Origin of the sequence: Alistipes sp. ZOR0009 (assembly GCF_000798815.1) — a bacterium.
Taxonomy (GTDB): Bacteria; Bacteroidota; Bacteroidia; order Bacteroidales; family ZOR0009; genus Acetobacteroides.
This window is the reverse complement of the sequence record NZ_JTLD01000033.1, coordinates 13,198-30,373: the sequence shown is the minus strand read 5'-3', so window position 1 is coordinate 30,373 and position 17,176 is coordinate 13,198. Positions and strand designations below refer to the sequence as shown.

The 17,176-nt window shown below is 40.9% G+C and carries 8 protein-coding genes; 1 reads left to right on the top strand and 7 read right to left on the bottom strand.

Annotation, left to right across the window (positions count from 1 at the left end; all coding sequences use genetic code 11):
- Positions 1-135 precede the first annotated feature (135 nt).
- From L990_RS10085 to L990_RS10065, 5 genes are all read right to left on the bottom strand, one after another.
- Positions 136-915: a hypothetical protein gene (locus L990_RS10085; RefSeq protein ID WP_047448440.1), complete on the bottom strand. Its 780-nt coding sequence runs from the start codon at positions 913-915 to the stop codon at positions 136-138.
- A 25-nt stretch (positions 916-940) separates the two neighbouring features.
- On the bottom strand, positions 941-2,491 hold the full coding sequence (locus L990_RS10080) for a RagB/SusD family nutrient uptake outer membrane protein (RefSeq protein WP_047448437.1): 1,551 nt from the start codon (positions 2,489-2,491) through the stop codon (positions 941-943).
- A gap of 12 nt (positions 2,492-2,503) precedes the next feature.
- Positions 2,504-5,743: a SusC/RagA family TonB-linked outer membrane protein gene (locus L990_RS10075; RefSeq protein WP_231562271.1), complete on the bottom strand. Its 3,240-nt coding sequence runs from the start codon at positions 5,741-5,743 to the stop codon at positions 2,504-2,506.
- Between the two features lie 291 nt (positions 5,744-6,034).
- Complete coding sequence (locus tag L990_RS10070) at positions 6,035-7,510, bottom strand: RagB/SusD family nutrient uptake outer membrane protein (protein WP_047448434.1); 1,476 nt, start codon at positions 7,508-7,510, stop codon at positions 6,035-6,037.
- 11 nt (positions 7,511-7,521) lie between these two features.
- Complete coding sequence (locus L990_RS10065; protein WP_047448431.1) at positions 7,522-10,809, bottom strand: SusC/RagA family TonB-linked outer membrane protein; 3,288 nt, start codon at positions 10,807-10,809, stop codon at positions 7,522-7,524.
- Positions 10,810-11,809: 1,000 nt separating this feature from the next.
- On the opposite strand from L990_RS10065, the gene L990_RS10060 reads away from it, so the two are divergent.
- Positions 11,810-12,433: a hypothetical protein gene (locus tag L990_RS10060; protein ID WP_047448428.1), complete on the top strand. Its 624-nt coding sequence runs from the start codon at positions 11,810-11,812 to the stop codon at positions 12,431-12,433.
- Between the two features lie 157 nt (positions 12,434-12,590).
- Here the strand turns inward: L990_RS10060 and L990_RS10055 are convergent, their stop codons facing one another.
- Both L990_RS10055 and L990_RS10050 read right to left on the bottom strand, forming a co-directional pair.
- Positions 12,591-14,087 (bottom strand): RagB/SusD family nutrient uptake outer membrane protein, encoded by a 1,497-nt coding sequence (locus L990_RS10055; protein WP_047448831.1) that lies wholly within the window; start codon positions 14,085-14,087, stop codon positions 12,591-12,593.
- Positions 14,088-14,141: 54 nt separating this feature from the next.
- Positions 14,142-17,159: a SusC/RagA family TonB-linked outer membrane protein gene (locus tag L990_RS10050; RefSeq protein WP_081981668.1), complete on the bottom strand. Its 3,018-nt coding sequence runs from the start codon at positions 17,157-17,159 to the stop codon at positions 14,142-14,144.
- Positions 17,160-17,176 lie beyond the last annotated feature (17 nt).

Sequence of the window (17,176 nt, the reverse complement as noted above, 5' to 3'; positions counted from 1 at the left end):
AATGACCTAGTTGAAATTCATAAGCTTTCAAACAAATAACCTACGCTCCCTAAAGGCTTAAATGCGATTTTAGTCCTAATACAAAACAAAAGGGTTACCTGTGATGGTAACCCTTAAAGTTATAGACAAAATTTCTTATGGCAATTCTAATGTTTCTGTAAAACTTTTTACCAAAACAGCATATTTACCATTTACAACCACAAGACCTTGCAATGTAAATGCCAATGTCTGACCAGTTCTAACCATAGATTTTCCAGAGAAGTACACCATTCCGTAAGTATTATGTTTATAACCAGACGCTTGAACCGACCATGAAGCTAAAGACTGACCATCTTCACTCAACACAAAAACAAAAGGATAACCTTTAAAAATACAATCTGGCAGTCTATAAATATTTCCTTCTTTGGCCTTTTCGATAGTTTGATCCCACGCCTCACCAAACAATCCTGAAGTATACTTACCTACACCATACACTTCCCAAGTTAATTTGCGTTTCAATTTTACAACTAACGTAGCAACACCTGATATAGACAATTTATCTTCATTTGCTATTGAGACCTTTACTTGATACTCATCTGTAACTCCCAAATTATTTACATCACCGAAACTCAATTCTGCATAAACAACAGATTCATCTTTACTGAATTTAACTGATGGAGTTTTCAATGAAAAAAGGTTGCTCGATGAAGTCATCGTCAAGTCAACACTTAAATCACCGTCTTTGGATCCTCTATAAACAGGAAATTTAACAACACCTTTATCATCTGCTGTAACTTCGATATTCATCTGTGTAGAAGCAAATGAGACCGTATTTACATTCTCATTATAAATGACTCCTTCTGCATCCTTATTACACGACACAAAGGATACATATACAAAGATAGCTAGTAAAAAAAATAATATTCTTGCTTTCATAATTTTCCTCCTGTAAATTCATTAATTACCTTACAATAGGATTTTGATCCTTGTCTGTTATATTTTCATTCCCATCAATCTCTGATTGAGGTAAAGGAAGAATAAATAACGGAGAAGCTGCTGTTGTAGGTTTAGTCGACACTTTTTCAGTATGATTCGACTTATCGTAAACTCGACTATAACCTAACCCTAACCTTTGTAAATCAAATATCCTACCAAATTCGCCCCACAGCTCCAACCTTCTTTGGAATAAGATCTCATCCATAAGCGTTTGCAACGGAGCATTTGTATCACTATTGAAAGTTTTTGCATCAGTTCGTAATGCTAATCGATCCTCAAACTTACTATCCCTCGCATTTCCCAATAATTTTAGAGTAGTTCGCGCTTCCGGATATTTATCTAATTTACATTCTGCCTCCGCCTTAATTAAAATCATTTCTTCTGCACGCATAAAGATATAATCTCCGGTTCGTGTAGAATAATCAGCCATTTTAAACTTAGTTTGACAGTAACTTACATTTGAATTTAAACCAATGTCTGGGGTTAACTTCCCCCTAAACCAAGAAGACTTACGTTCATCAGTATCTGATATCAGATTATACAAACCATAACTAATACATTGACGTGCTTTAGATCCATATGAACCGGGAACATCTGCATCCATGTGGGCAAAAAAACTACCAACGCCACTTGTCTGATCTTTGATTATTTCCACTCCCCAAAGAACATCAGACACCTTTACACTATTATTCCCGCCCAACTCTTTTACGGTTGCAACTTTCAAATCAGGTCTTCCAAGAGCTTCCTTTGCTGCATCAATAGCATCTTGATAATGCCCCTGAACAAGGCTTACTCGCGCTTTAATACCATTTGCCACATAGTAATCAACCTGAGAGGCATGCTTGTGAACTTTATTTTTCACCCCACCTAACAAAGTAATGGACTTTCCTAGATCTGCATTAATCAAATCATATACTTGCTGAACAGTCCCCCTTGGCTTCCCTACAGATCCTGCAACTGTAGGTTCTGTGTACAAAGGAACTCCAGGATAAGTCTCATGCCCAACATAGGTTTGTTGATAAAGTTGTATCAAATAACTATACGCAAAAGCTCGCATAGCATAAGCCTGACCTATAATACTTTGTTTTAATTCTGGATCTCCAGCCATAGCCGATTCTGAAGCAATTATATAGTTTACATTACAGATCATTGTATAATAAAAGTTCCAAATAGAATAGGATCTTCCACTTTTACCCGAAAAATCTCCATGCACGTTTAGACGATAATCTTCATAAAACCATCCCGATCCCTGATCCTGCATCAAATGGTCTTCCGCCATAAGATCTGCGAGAAGATTTATTGCTGTTTGACCGCAATTCTCATGAGCCCAACTTGAACTCCATCCCATTACGTACAACATCCGATAAACACCATTAATAGCTGTTTCTGCACTAGTTGCATCTTTAAAAATAGTTGGCCCAGAAACCTTGTCGGAAGGGACTGTATTCAACTCATCTGTACAACTGCTTACAGAGAACGCCGCAAAAAGAGCAATTGCATATATAATCTTTTTCATAATCTGCCTCCGTTAAAATCTAACATCAATTCCAAATGTAATATTCCTTGTTGGAACATAACCAAAATTAGTTCCTCCAGTGAAGTTATACTGAGGATTCATTCCCTTTAAGTGCGTGAACATCGCAATATTATCTCCTGCAGCTGTCACCCGAAAGGATTCAATACCAGCGGTTTTTAACCATTTAAAAGGTAAGGTGTAACCAACAGTAACATTCTTAATAGCAAAATACGAAGCATCAATTAGATTATTATCGGTAGTAACCTGAGTAGTCCCAATTTCTATCCTAGGAACATCCGTTACATCCCCTGGCTGCTTCCATGCTCTCTCTAAATGTCTACTTCGTGCCTGACCCACGTAATTTCCATACATCAAAGTACTATAAACTCCATCTAGAATTTTCCCCCCTAAGGAATAAGTACATAGAAAGGAAAAGTCAATGCCTTTATATCTAAACTCATTATTAATTGACCCATATAAGTCTGGAATTCTACTCCCTTTTATTTCACGGCATGTTGTTGCTTTGGTCATATTATCAGAAACATACTTCTGCCCCTTATTTCCATCAGCATCAATATCCCAAACCCAATACAACTGCTTACCTGTCGCAGGATCAACTCCAGCTGCACTCGATGTATAATAAGAATTTAGAGTTTCTCCTTCCTTTATTATATAATTACCAGATATAATCTCTGGCTTATCAGCAAGTTTTAATACTTTATTCTTAATTACAGAGCCAATTAAAGTTGTTCTCCATACAAAATCATTACTTTTTAAAACGTCAACCCCAATTGTCATGTCAAGCCCTCTATTTCTCATCGATCCAATATTTTTTCGATATCCATCGAATCCCAAAGATGACGCCATTGGAAAATCCATTAACATATCGGTTGTCTTTCTTTCATAACACTCGATAGTTGCAGAAACTCTGTTAAAAACTTTCAACTCAACACCTATGTTAAGGTTTGAATTTTTTTCCCATTTAAGCCCCTTATTCTCCAAAGACGTAATAAGAGCTCCACTCATAGAAGCATTAGGATACCCCAAGTCATATAAAGATTGCCAAGCATAAAGTGTATTGACATTATCATTACCTTGAACTCCATAACTTGCTTTTACTGCCAAGTTATTTAACCAAGATACTCCTTGTAAAAAGGATTCTTGTGAAATTCTCCAATTTCCACCTACTGACCAAAAATTCCCCCAACGATTATCTTCATGAAACCTAGAGGAACCATCGGTTCTAAAACTTGCTGAAAAGTAGTACTTATCGCCATAGTCGTATCCAAATCTGGACAATACAGACTCAATTGCATAATTGTTCTGATAACTACTTGCAGCAGTAATAGAAGTCGCAGCATCTAGTTCAAATAGACCTCCAAATGGGAAACCTGTTTTCGATGCACCCAAGTAATCATATCTATACTTATAAAACTCATGACCTGCTAATGCTTCAAAATGATGCTCTCCTATTTTGCGATCATATTTGAGAATTTGGTTAAACGTGTAACTAAAAGTTCTCCCATTAGCCTTAGAAAGTGATCCTTTCACCGCAACAGAATTTCCATTATATGGATTATAGTAAGATGCGCTTGCTGAGTTTATAAGATCAAAACCATAACTTACAGATAACGTCAACCCCTTCAAAGGACCAGAATTCAAGTTACCAATATCAGTAAAGATACGCCCACTCAAATTATCACTGCTAGAACTGTACATGTCATCATAAAGAGTTGCAATCGTATTCCAATTTGCAGTAGCGCCTGCAGGACGGTTCACCCCATAATCAAACACCGGACTCCCTAAATTATCGTAAATAGTTTGCCCTTTATCATCTTTTTTATAAACAGGAAATATAGGAGCCATCAACTGATTGGTATACCAAACATTAGAATTTGCAGAACTATTCTCTGGAGCAGAATTACTCTCATTCCTTGAATAACTTGCACTCATCCCTGCTTTTAACCATTTTGCAACATCTGAGTCAATATTTAACCGACCATTATACCTGTTAAATTCTGTTGTTTTCAACAACCCCTCTTCTGTTAAGTATCCTGCGGAAAACATATATCTAGTCTTTTCATCTCCGCCAGAGAATGACGTAACATACTCTTGACGAAGTGGATTCTTAGCCATCACTTCATCAAGCCAATCTTCATGATAGCGTAATTTTGCATCAGACCTTACTTTTCCCGTTTTAGGATCAATCAATTGGTTTATAGAATAATTATATGGATTATACTCCTCGTTATTTCCAAATATCGCAGCAGAACCACTTCTCATCGCTTCTAGCGCAGCAATTGCAGCTGCTTCGGGTGAAAGCCCATCAGAAATGATGGATTTATTTTTATATGATTGAAAAACGGTTTCCAAGTAACCAGCCTCATCCATTGTTTCATATCGAGGAATTGAACGAGAAGCAACTCCCCAGTTAGCCTTGAAGTTAACTTTAACTTTACCTGCCTTACCCTTTTTCGTATTGATCATAATCACACCATTAGCCCCTCTGGCTCCATAAAGAGCTCCAGAAGAAGCATCTTTCAGAATAGTCATAGATTCAATGTCATTAGGATTAATCGATGAAATATTCCCATCGTAAGGGGCACCATCTACAACGTAAAGTGGAGATTGAGATGATGTTATCGATCCATATCCACGAACAACTATAGAAACTCCTGAACCAGGTTGACCTGAACCAGACGTTGTTTGAACACCTGCAACCATTCCATCTAATGCTTTTGTTACATTCGCAATCGGTCTTGTGCTCAACTTCTCGGATTTTACAGACTCTGCTGATCCTGTAAAAGAACTCTTTTTTGAAGTCCCATAAGCAACAACCATCACCTCTTCTATCTTTTGAGACTCAGGCTGAAGAGCAACATCTAACACATTTTTAATAGGAAATTCCACAGTGGCATACCCTACGGATTTAAACACAATAGTTTTTGCATTAGCGGGTATGTTTTTTAAAACATACTTTCCGTTAGGATCAGAAGAAGCCCCCACAGAAGGAGCCTCCTTCACAAAAACGCTTACGCCTGGTATGGGCTGCTTATCATCCGAAGATTTGACAACCCCAGTAACTTGCTTTACCTGTCCTAGCGCTGAGCCAACACCAAAAACAAGCAGCGTTACGAGTAACGTTAAAAATCGCCTCATAATAGTTTGTTTAGCAGTTTGTAATAAATTTTCATTTGTCTGATTCCGAAAAACTAAGCGCAAACCAGCCCATTGATAATACGAAATCGACATTTGCAAATTTATAACATTTATTCACACAAGCAACTTTCGACTTAATTTATTCGAATATTAGTTAATCTATGCTTATCTGAAAGTAAAAAATAGCATTCTAGTTGCTGTTGATAACCTGATTTCTAAAGTTGCTTACAGTTCGTCAGACTACTCATAATTCGAACCAGAACGCATTCCAAAAACCGAATAAGACAATTTCACCTCATTTATAGGCATCAGTATCATGACATAGCATAAAAAAGCAAGGCTACCTAAAAGGTAGCCTTGCCAATTAAAAGTGTATGTTTTATTCTAGAAGTTAGGGTTATTAACAGCCTCAACTTCAGGAATTGCAAACGTCAGGCGTGGATCATCATAAGAAATAACCGCACCAGGATATTCTGAGTGATTTACACCTCTTTTTACGCTCTTTTGGAAACGCTTCATAATAGAAAGAGCACGTCCTTCTCCCCAAGTTTCGATTCTCCACTGCAAGTATACAGCATCTAGAATGTTGGTCATGTCGTAGGTAGGTGCGCCAGCAGGTGTGCCTGCAGGGAAACATCCAGGTGTTCCTTCAACAGCGGCTCTTTTGCTTAAAAGGGTGTTTAATGTTGTCGAAGCATCACCAGCCTTTCCAGAACGTGCCTGAGCCTCAGCCTTTACAAGAATAAACTCATCGGCTCTCATCCAGAAAATATCATTTTCCCATTTTCTGTCTCCACCATTAACACGCCCCTTATCATAAAACTTCCACAAAGGAAGTAACGATGAACTACTAAACTGGTACTTTCTTACATCTTGTGCTGATATCTGATCATACAAGCCTTTGTCAATGGTTTTACGAGCACCAGCATAAACATAGCTATAAGTATAAATATCCATATGCCCCCAAAATGTCACTAAGCTCCCAGAGTTCTCATTGGTTATATCCACTCCCCACATCAAACTTGGAGCAGCAATAGAATTTAATCCACCTGTAACTTCAAGCGCAGTCATTGGCTTGTATGCAGCCAACACCTTATCAGCAGATGCAATTGCCTTGTCGTACTCTCCAACTGTCAAATAAACGTAAGAAAGCATACCAGAAGCAACATATTCGTCAATTTGGTACTTTCCGTCACGCTTAAATCCAGCTAGCGCAACTACTGCATCTTCCAAGTCTTTCTTTGCAAATTCCAGCACCTTACGAACAGAGCTCAAAGGAGCAGCAACATCCATGTTTTTAACATTGTATATAGGAACACAAAGATCATCTGGAGAGCTATACCCCTTCGAATACATCATTGCCAAGTTATAGTAAGCATAAGCTCGTAAAGCTTTTGCTTGCCCCCATTTTGCCTGATTTTCTTTAGGCTGCTCAGTATCATTCTCAAAGAACAGCGATAGAATGTCATTACAAGACTTCACAACTTTGAAATAGTACTTCCAGTACATCTGGTTTGTTCCACTTGTTCTTGTAGTAGAAAGCAACTCCTCATTATTATAAAAATGCCCGTAGCTACTCTTTCGTTGCGCCATATCTCCTGATAAAATATCAGTAGAAATATCAACCGACTTTTGACCAAAGTCAGAGTGCCCAGTTGTACCTCCTGAACCTGTTTTGAATAGCATAAAATAAGCGCCTCGGATCATTCCATCAATAACCTTTGGATCCTTTTTATACTGCTCCTGCAAGTTCTTATCTGATATTGTTTCAGTAGGCCTCTTGTCGAAATTATCTTCACTACAGCCAACCAGCAAGGCTCCTAACGATAGGAAACCCAATAAATATTTTGCTTTTATCATCGTTCTACGTTTTAGAATTGAACCTTTAATCCAACAGATACGGTGCTCAAAGGAGAGTACCTGTAGCTGTCGTTGCTACCACTAACTGATGTAGAAGGAACATAGCCCTTTCTTTTGGTTGTCAACCAGAGGTTATCACCACTTACGCTTATAGAAGCACCTTTAACGCTCAACTTGCTTACGATATTCTTTGGCAACTCGTAAGATAGAAGAATATTGTTTAGGTTTAAGTAGTTACTCTTTACAATACCTCTATCAGAAACGCTATAGCCATCCTTATCGTAGTCATTTGTTAGACGAGGAATAGAAGTTGCATCTCCGGGCTTTTGCCAACGCTTCTCTATATCAGTAGACCAGTTGTTTCCACCTGATTCGTTATTTGACATCAAACCTGCGTACATATTGTCGTAAGAATATCCGCCAAGGCTATACAAGAATTGAGTTGCTAGCGTGAAGTTTTTGTACGATACATCGAAACCAAAGCCCCCTGTTAAAGCAGGTATTGCTGATTTTCCAATATACTTTTTAGTAGCATTGTTGTAATCAAATGTTTTTTCCACCAACACCTTACTACCTTTTTTATCACCAGCTAAGAATTCTTCCATCGAAGAAATAGTCACCTTGTTTGCTCCATCCATGTAGTAGTAACGATTCCACTGTGGTAAACCTGTTTGAGCCTCTACCCCAGCATACTCTCTAACATAAAAGTCGTATAAAGAATGGCCTTTGGTATAAGCATAAGCACCCTGGTCATCAACAATTTTTTCCTTTCCTGTAGCCTCGTCAATAGGCATTCTCTTCATTTCGTTGTTGATGTGCGAGCCATTAATTCTGAAATCAACTCGCAAGTCGTTAGTATTTACTAGGTGAGCCGTAAAATTAAACTCAATACCTGTATTTAATAGTTTACCATCGTTTACGGGAACTTTTTCAAATCCAATAGAAGGAGAAACTCTCTTATAGAAAAGAAGGTTATCCGTGTTTTTTCTGAAGTACTCAACCTCACCATCAATATAGTTTCCTAAAGAGAACTCCAAACCAACGTTGAACATCTTACTTTTTTCCCAAGTAAGATCCATATTTCCTCTGTAGTTATATACAAAGGCTGGTTTCTTTTCAAGGTTTTCAATTGCATAGTTGTTGTAGGCGGGATAGTTCCCAATATCTTGGTTTCCTAGAATACCATAGCTAGCCTTAAGTTTCATGCTACGAATAAACTCGAATTGTTTCATGAAATCCTCTGAAGAAATGGCCCATGCAGCACCAACTGCACCGAAGTTACCCCATCTGTTATTGGGGAAACGAGAAGAGCCATCGCGACGGATTGTTCCGTATACAAAATACTTTTCCTTGTAGTCATAGTTTACCTGACCAAAGTAAGACTCAATAAAGTAGTCGACAATATACGAGTTCATTGAAGACATGTTTACGGCATTGTTCCAAGTTAGCGTTCCTGGCTCAACCAAACCATCCTTCTGTCCGTTATTGTACTTGTTATCCTCCGAAGTAACTTCGTGAGCAATAAAAGCATTCACGTTATGTCCTCCGTCAAACTTAGTAGCATATCTAAGCATCTGAGTCCAAGTGTACGAAGAAAGAATATTCATTTCTTTGTAAATTCTACCTAAACCAGCAGCATCTCCGTAATATGGATTAGTAAGAGAAGATAGATCGTTAGCCAAAACTTGGGTTCCGAAAGTTGTGCTCAATGTTAAACCTTGAGCCAAAGTAGCCTCCAAGTTCGATGTTGCAGAAATTTGATGTGCAAATGTTCTTCTTTTGTCTAATCTTACGGCGCCTGCAGGATTAATACCATCACCAAAAGGCCTTCCGCCTAAGCTGCTAAAAGCATAGTCGTAACGGTTACCCCCAACAAGCATATCAGGAATTAGCGCTCCATTTTCATCACGTTGAAAAACAGGATAAATGGACGGAATATTATTTACAAAGTAGAATCCGTTATTGGCAGAACCAGTCTGTCCCGGATTGTTTGTCTCCATGTAAGAGTAGGCCATATTTACGCTTCCCTTAAGCCATTCCTTAGGCTTATGGTTTACGTTTAAGCGAGCATTTAAGCGAGAAAAGTCAGAACCAATGTAGTACCCCTGGTCATTATTGATACCAAATGAAGAAAAATACTGAGTCTTTTCATTTCCACCACTAAATTTTACAGAGGCTTCAACCTTCTTTCCTGTTCTAAAGATATTATCCTCCCAATCTTCTGGAGTGTACTTACGTTCGATACCTTTAATAAACTTTCCAGTTGTAGGATCTATAAGCTTATCTCCATCTGCTTTCCACATGTTATATACGCTGTTGATCCCTTTCTGATTGCCATCGAATATATACTTCGAAGCATTAACACCAGCAGCAGCATAGTTTGCATCCCAATAAGCTTTAAAACCAGCAGCATAAGCAGCAGGATCTGACAACTTCAAAGAACCAGCAGGAGTGGCGTCGTAACCTACTGCAATCGTTCTATTTCGCATAGACTCCCAAGTCAACTCCATAAAATGCTCAGGATTGCTAATTACATCGTAGCTTGGAAGCAGCTTCATATTCCAACCCGTTTTAACTTCTACATCAATAGAAGAAGAGTTTCTATCACCCTTTTTGGTTGTAATCAGAACTACCCCATTGGCACCTCTAGCACCATAAATGGCGGTAGCTGTTGCATCCTTTAAAACAGAAGTCGTTGCAATATCACTAGGAGAAATAGAGCTAATGTCTCCGTTAAAAGGAACTCCATCAACAATGTAAAGAGGGCTTTGGCTTGCATTTACAGATCCAAAACCACGGATTCTAATGGTTGCATTACTACCTGGCTGACCTGATGTATTTACAATGGCAACACCAGCAACCTCACCAGCTAGAGCTTTAGAAATTTCAGAAACGTTCTTACGCTCCAACTTTTTTTCGTTAATCTGAGCAACAGAACCAGTAAAGGCACTCTTCTTAGCAGTACCATAGGCTACAACCATTACCTCATCGATTTTTTGAGCCTCAGACTGAAGCGCCACGTCTAAGGTAGCACTAATAGGAAGCTCTACCGAAGTGTATCCTACGAATCGGAATACAATAGTTTTTGCATTTGCAGGAACATTTTTAAGGGTGTACTTTCCGTTGATGTCCGTTGAAGCACCCACAGATGGAGCTTCCTTTACAAAAACGCTTACCCCTGGAATGGATTGCTTGTCATCCGCAGATGTAACAACCCCAGTGACTTGCTTTACTTGCCCTAGCGCTGAGCCAACGCCAAAGACAACTAGCGTTACGAGTAACGTTAGAAATCGCCTCATAATAGTTTGTTTAGCAGTTTGTTATTTGATTAATTCACTCTTCCACCATCCCTCATGGTGGAGCTGCAGCAGGCTACTTACCAATACAAAAGATTAGCCTAAATATCCAGCCAGCAACATATGCAAAAGTAGCACTTAAAATCTACTAAACAATAAAAACAAGCTGTCAGTGTCAATTTTTCGTAATTAACTGTAACCAATACTGTTTTTTTACATTGCAATTTAGCTATACGAACCTGCTTTTGCTTATAATTTATAAGCTGTTACCCTAAATAAGGCTACAAACAAAAACACAATCTTAATTTATGCAAAACACCTATAAAGGCACATTTAAATACATATGTTAATACACAATAACAATTCGCATTTAGTTGATTATCTGACCATTCCATACAATACCATTCAAGTTGCCAGAATAGCCTTCTACGAAAACAGGTCTACAGCATCCCCTAGACACAGCTTCCCGAATCCCCGAAATCCCCGATATTCAGGCTTTATTTAAATAATGAGCAATTACCCATCATTCTTTTGTGAACAGCAAGCGCCTGCCGCTACTCCCTCAAGTTCCTCTTCAGTGGCAGCTTATTACTGAACAGAAATGAGCCATTACTGATAAGAAATAGCGTGATAAGAAATGAGCCATTACTGATAAGAAATAGCTCAAAACTGATAAGAAATGAGCCATTACTGATAAGAAATAGCGCAAAACTGATAAGAAATGAGCCATTACTGATAAGAAATAGCGCAAAACTGATAAGAAATGAGCCATTACTAATCAGTTATGGGAAGTAACAAACAAGGCAAAACAACTGTACAATCCACGCATACTGCACGTTAACAGGGTAAACTGAAAATTTATACACCATCGTATTCACATATGCACAAAGCCCTCTATGCTCCAACAGAAAAAAAAGAGCCAAAAAAGAACTTTTCAAAACCTCCCGTTGTTAATCATTTAGCAAACAACAAGGAAGTTAAACTATAAATAAAAACAGCTAACATGAACAAACACGAAGTTTGCATTGACTACTCCAAGCTCTCAGATAGCGAGCTTCCCATCACAGGCAGATCCGTTCATAACTGCCTAACGGGCAACCCCAACTTCACCTTCGAGGCAGAGGTAATACCCAACCTGAAGGTTATTAACACCGACTACGAAACCAAGCTAGCCAAGGCGCAGAATGGGACTTCGGCTGATATTATTGCCAAAAATGCGTCTAGGCGCGTGCTATCGGATGCCTTACGGGAAATAGCCCTAGAGGTAAACCGGCAGGCAAAGGGCGATTTAAGCAAGCTGCAAACAACTGGCTTTACGATTGCAAAGGATAATAAAAAGGTTGGTACGCTACCAAAGCCCGAAGGGTTTAAGGTTACAGGAGGCGAAAATATGGGTGACGTGCTCGTTTCGGTAGATGCCAATAGCAACGCGAAGGTGTACAACTTCTACTCGGCGCCGGTGCCTGCACCTGCCAACATGACGGAATGGAGGCTAACCCCATCGACTACGCGTAAGAAAAATATTTCGGGCTTTACACCTGGAAAGGAGTACGAGTTTAGATGCGCCTACCAGGGGGCAGACGAGACGCTGGTTTACAGCGATTCGGTAAGAATATTTGCCCACTAGAACGATACGTCTTATTTTGAAGTGCCCCCTGCGGTAGGGGTATCGTAGCCGCTTTTGATAGCAAGAGATGGGCTACCGGCTGCTGCCGCATACGAGTAAAAAAGAAGGAGCGCCTTTCAACAAGGTGCTCCTTCCTATTAACTGCTAAATCAAACTACTAGTATCCCTTATTTTGCTGATCCTTTATGAGAGGATTGGCGTCAACCTCCACCTTAGGGATGGGGAGAATTGCACGATAGTAGGTGTTGTCGAAGCTGGCCGACTTCATATCGGGCAGCGTACTATGCCATCCTTTATCAGCAGCACCAGTATACCTAGTAATTGTCTTTCCGGTTCTCATGGCATCAAAGAAGCGCTGTCCTTCGCCAACGAGCTCCAAACGTCTTTCCTTAAGAATGCGGTCAAGCGTTACGTCTGCTTCTACCACATGCGTGGCATTGTCAGCACGGTTTACGATAGCATCCAAATACTTGGTTGCGTCGGCTGCCGTAGCACCACCCTGAAGTGCTGCCTCTGCTGCTATAAGGTAAATCTCTGATAAGCGTAGCACTGGGATGTTGTTTACACGAACATCGTTGGGGCTAAAGTCTGCACGACCGGGGAACTTGGTCAGATAAATCTTCATTCCGGTAACATCTACCCCGTTGATCTTCTTCTTGCCATTCTTATCCAACGTTGCAGGAATGGTAAACATACCTAGGCGAACGTCGTTCGGATTTTGGTTAACCAAATCGTAGAAGTTCTTGGTGATGATGTAGTCGTCGTATCCCTTTTCGGCAAGCAGGTAACCGATAGCTTCGCGGTCTACCCAGTCGTCGCTACCCTTGTTTACGATTTCGAAAAGAAGCTCCGAGTTACCAGCCGAAGACCAAGCGTTTACGTACTCGCTATTGGTCCATAGCCTGTAGGGGCTCTTGGTAATTACGTCAACGGCGGTTGTGTAGGCGTTGGCGTAGTCGGCCTTGTAAAGGTATACCCTAGAGAGTAGCGCCTTTGCAGCCCAAGAGTTGATGTATCCCACCTTTTTGGAGCTAGCCAAAAGGGTAACCGACTTGTTTAGGTCGGCAATAATCTGATCGTAGCACTCCTTGAGCGTGCTGCGTCCAACCTTGGCAGTATAGCCTCCAGGAGTTAGCACGATAGGTACTCCAAGACCAGCTCCGTTGCTAACATAGTATGGCTGCGAGTATACGCGGGTTAAATCGAACAGCACCAAAGCGCGTACGGCATAGGCCTGACCAACGATGTCGTTGATGTTAGCCGCAACGCCATCCTTTACCTGGCCATTCTCTACAGCCTTAATGATATTGTTGGCACGACGAATTACGTTGTAGGGGGTTGCCCACATTTCGGGGGCGCTCTCTACAGTATAGTTCATTTCGTAAAGAGGATGCGTTCTCTTTCCGGGAGCTGTAGACTGCATATCATCACCACGTACATCGCCGTAGTAGAACATACGGGCTCCGTAGTAGTTTTGATCCTCCTGCAGGCCGTCATACATACCGTTCTGTGCTGTAACCAAATCGTAGTACGAGGTTATAGCTTTTTCTGTTGGGATAGAGGTGCTAGGCTCTCTATCCAACCAGTCGTTGCTGCAGGATGATACCCCCACCGCTGCAATAGCAACTGCCATATACTTGTAAAATCTTTTCATCTTGAATTCGTTTTTAAAGGAGCAACGGGGTTGCTCGATTATATTCATTGTATTCTAGAACCCAATGTCAATACCAAATGCAAGAGTTCTTAAAGCAGGAGCCGTGAACAGCACAATACCGTTGGTTGGCACCTCTGGATCGAAGTATAGATCCTTATCCTTAAAGGTAAGCAGGTTGGTACCAGAGAAGTATAGACGAACCTTTTCGAATCCGGCCTTAGCTACCCAGTTCTTTGGAATGTTATAGCCAAAGGTTAGGTTCTTTAGGCGTAGGTGATCGGTCGATTTCAGCCAACGAGTTGATACGTTGTTGGTATTACCGTAGGTAAACTGAGGAAGGGTTGCCTTGGTATCGCCAGGGCCAGTCCATACCTTGTTGATGTCGTAGTAGCTAGGTACGTTACCGTAGTAGTTGTAGGTACCTCCGTTACTTTGAATCCAAGTAGCGTTATCGTAAGCCTTACCACCTAGCGAGTAGGTAAAGGTGAAGTTAAGGTCAAAATCCTTCCAACGTAGGTTGTTAGACAAACCTCCGCTTACCTTAGGATCAACTGATCCGGCAGTTACATACTTGGCGGCGCTTGGATTGGTAGTTGTACCACCTGTACCGTCGTTGGTATAGAATAACTCCTTACCAGTTTGTGGGTCTACACCAGCATACTCTCTTAGGTAGAAGGTATTGTAGGCATATCCTACCTTATGGATTAGGCGACCATCGATAATTTCGGTTTGGTTGCCATCTAGCTTGGTAACCTTATTCTTATTGTGAGTTAGGTTAAAGCTGGTTGTCCAAGTAAAGTCGTTAGTTGCAAAGTTTCTAGAGGTAATCTCGAACTCGAAACCACGGTTATTCATCTCGCCGATATTTACCAGGTAGTTAGAGAATCCGGTTGTTTGAGAAACAGGAAGATTCATGATCAAATCCTTGGTATCGCGGTTGTAGTAGTCAACAGTAAAGCTTAAACGGTTGAAAAGGGTAAAGTCTAAACCGATGTTGGTTGCGTAGTTCTTCTCCCACTTCAAGCCCGAGTTCTCGAGCTGGGTTTCGGCCGATCCGGGGTTTCCGTTGTAGTTATATCCGTAACCGTAAAGAGCCATAAAGCCGTAAAGGTCGGAAGGTTGCGTACCGTTTACCCCGTAAGATAAACGTAGCTTACCGTTAGATACCACGTTCTGTAGAGAAGACATGAAGTCTTCCTTGGTGAACATCCAAGAGGCCGAGGTAGACCAGAAGTTACCCCAACGAGAATCTGGAGATAAGCGAGAAGTTCCATCGCGACGGAAGCTACCGCCCACAAAGTACTTGTTATCGTAGTTATAGTTTACACGACCTACATAGGAGATCATTCTATGGCCATCGGTAGAGCTAGAAGCACGGGTGGTTGAAGCATTTCCAATTTCTGGCTTCTGGAACGAAGGGAAGGTATTACCGTTACCGTAAAGGCTTTCGGTTTTATTATCTTCCAACTCGTAGGCTGCTAGCACGTCTACGTTATGAACATCGGCAAATGTCTTTACGTACTGAGCCTGCGTTTGAGAACTTAAACGAGTTCTGTTAATGGAGTACTTCTGCATAACACCTTTAGAACCTTTACCATCGCCAAAACGAGGATCCCACCAAACAGAGCTGTTGGTGTTGTTAAAGTCTAAGCTCAAGGTTTGTTTTACCGAAAGGTCCTTGGTGATGCTATATCCTGCAAAAACGTTATTCTGCGTACGAATAATCTTACTTTTATTGTAGTTAACATTAGACGATTGCAGCGGGTTGCTATCAGCATTCAACGCAGGGAAGTAGGTAGCATAGGTTCCATCTTCGTTATAAGGATAAGAAGATGGGGAGATAGTCATAGATAAAGCCATCAATGGGTTAGAGAAGCTTGTTCCTTCCGTATTTACGTCTTGCTCGGTTGAAGCAAAAGTTACGTTCGCACCCATGTTAAAGTTACCCGCCTTGTGGTTAAGGTTTAAACGACCTGTAACACGCTCGAAGTCGGAGTTAAGGGTAATACCCTGTTGGCTGGTGTACGAAAGCGATGAGTAGAAGTTGGTATTCTCCGAACCACCTGCTGCCGAAACCTCGTGGTTTTGGTGCATACCTCTTTGAAGAAGCAAGTCTCTCCAATCTGTATAGCCACTCCAAGGCTTACCTGCGTAGGTATCAATGTTGGTGTTGGCATAACCAGTAGGATCTGCAATACCATTCTTGGTAGCGTAGTTAACAAGACCGAGGTGAAGAATCTCACGACGATCGTCGCCATTTAAGGTTGGACGATAGTTGATAGCCATGTCAGAGAAACCAAAATCCGACTTAACGTTGAACTTTGTCTTTCCGGCTTTTCCACGCTTGGTGGTGATTACGATCACACCATTTGCCGCACGAGAACCGTAAAGAGAGGCTGCCGCAGCATCCTTAATAACGGTCATGTTCTCAATATCGTTGGCATTTAGCGTAGACAAAAGGCTACTACCAGCCGACTCGTAGGAGAAAGAGCTCGCATTACCAGTCATCATCGGAACACCGTCAATAACGTAAAGAGGTTGGTTTCCGGCATTCATCGAACCCATACCACGGATGCTAACAGACTGCACCGAGCCAGGTTGACCAGAAGTAGAGGTAATGTTTACCCCTGCAACAGCACCCGCAAGCTTGTTTTCGATAGATACGGTTGGTACATCCATCGTTTTCTTAGAGTCGATGGTTGATGCCGATCCCGTAAAAGCCTGCTTCTTATAAGTACCGTAACCGGTAACAACAACCTCCTCAATTTGCTGGTTGTCGGCTTCCATTTTTGCATTAATAACGTCGCTTGTGATCGGACGTTCAATAAGCTTCATACCAACAAAACGGAAAACAAGCGTTTTGGAGCCTGCAGGAAGAGATTTGAGCTCATACTTTCCGTCAATGTCGGTGATAGTTCCAGTGGTGGGAAATTCTTTTACAAAAACGTTTACCCCTGGTAAGGTTTCCTTACCATCCATCGAGGTAACCTGGCCTGATACTTTTCGTTGCTGAGCAAGCGCAGTGCTTGCACCAACTAAAAGAATCAGCAAGAACGATAGAAATCGTCTCATAGATTCAAATTGTTTAG

Coding starts and splice junctions, on each gene's coding strand:
- L990_RS10085 (WP_047448440.1), bottom strand. CDS start 915: ATGAAAGCAAGAATATTATTTTTTTTACTAGCTATCTTTGTATATGTA.
- L990_RS10080 (WP_047448437.1), bottom strand. CDS start 2,491: ATGAAAAAGATTATATATGCAATTGCTCTTTTTGCGGCGTTCTCTGTA.
- L990_RS10075 (WP_231562271.1), bottom strand. CDS start 5,743: ATGTCGATTTCGTATTATCAATGGGCTGGTTTGCGCTTAGTTTTTCGG.
- L990_RS10070 (WP_047448434.1), bottom strand. CDS start 7,510: ATGATAAAAGCAAAATATTTATTGGGTTTCCTATCGTTAGGAGCCTTG.
- L990_RS10065 (WP_047448431.1), bottom strand. CDS start 10,809: ATGAGGCGATTTCTAACGTTACTCGTAACGCTAGTTGTCTTTGGCGTT.
- L990_RS10060 (WP_047448428.1), top strand. CDS start 11,810: ATGAACAAACACGAAGTTTGCATTGACTACTCCAAGCTCTCAGATAGC.
- L990_RS10055 (WP_047448831.1), bottom strand. CDS start 14,087: ATGAAAAGATTTTACAAGTATATGGCAGTTGCTATTGCAGCGGTGGGG.
- L990_RS10050 (WP_081981668.1), bottom strand. CDS start 17,159: ATGAGACGATTTCTATCGTTCTTGCTGATTCTTTTAGTTGGTGCAAGC.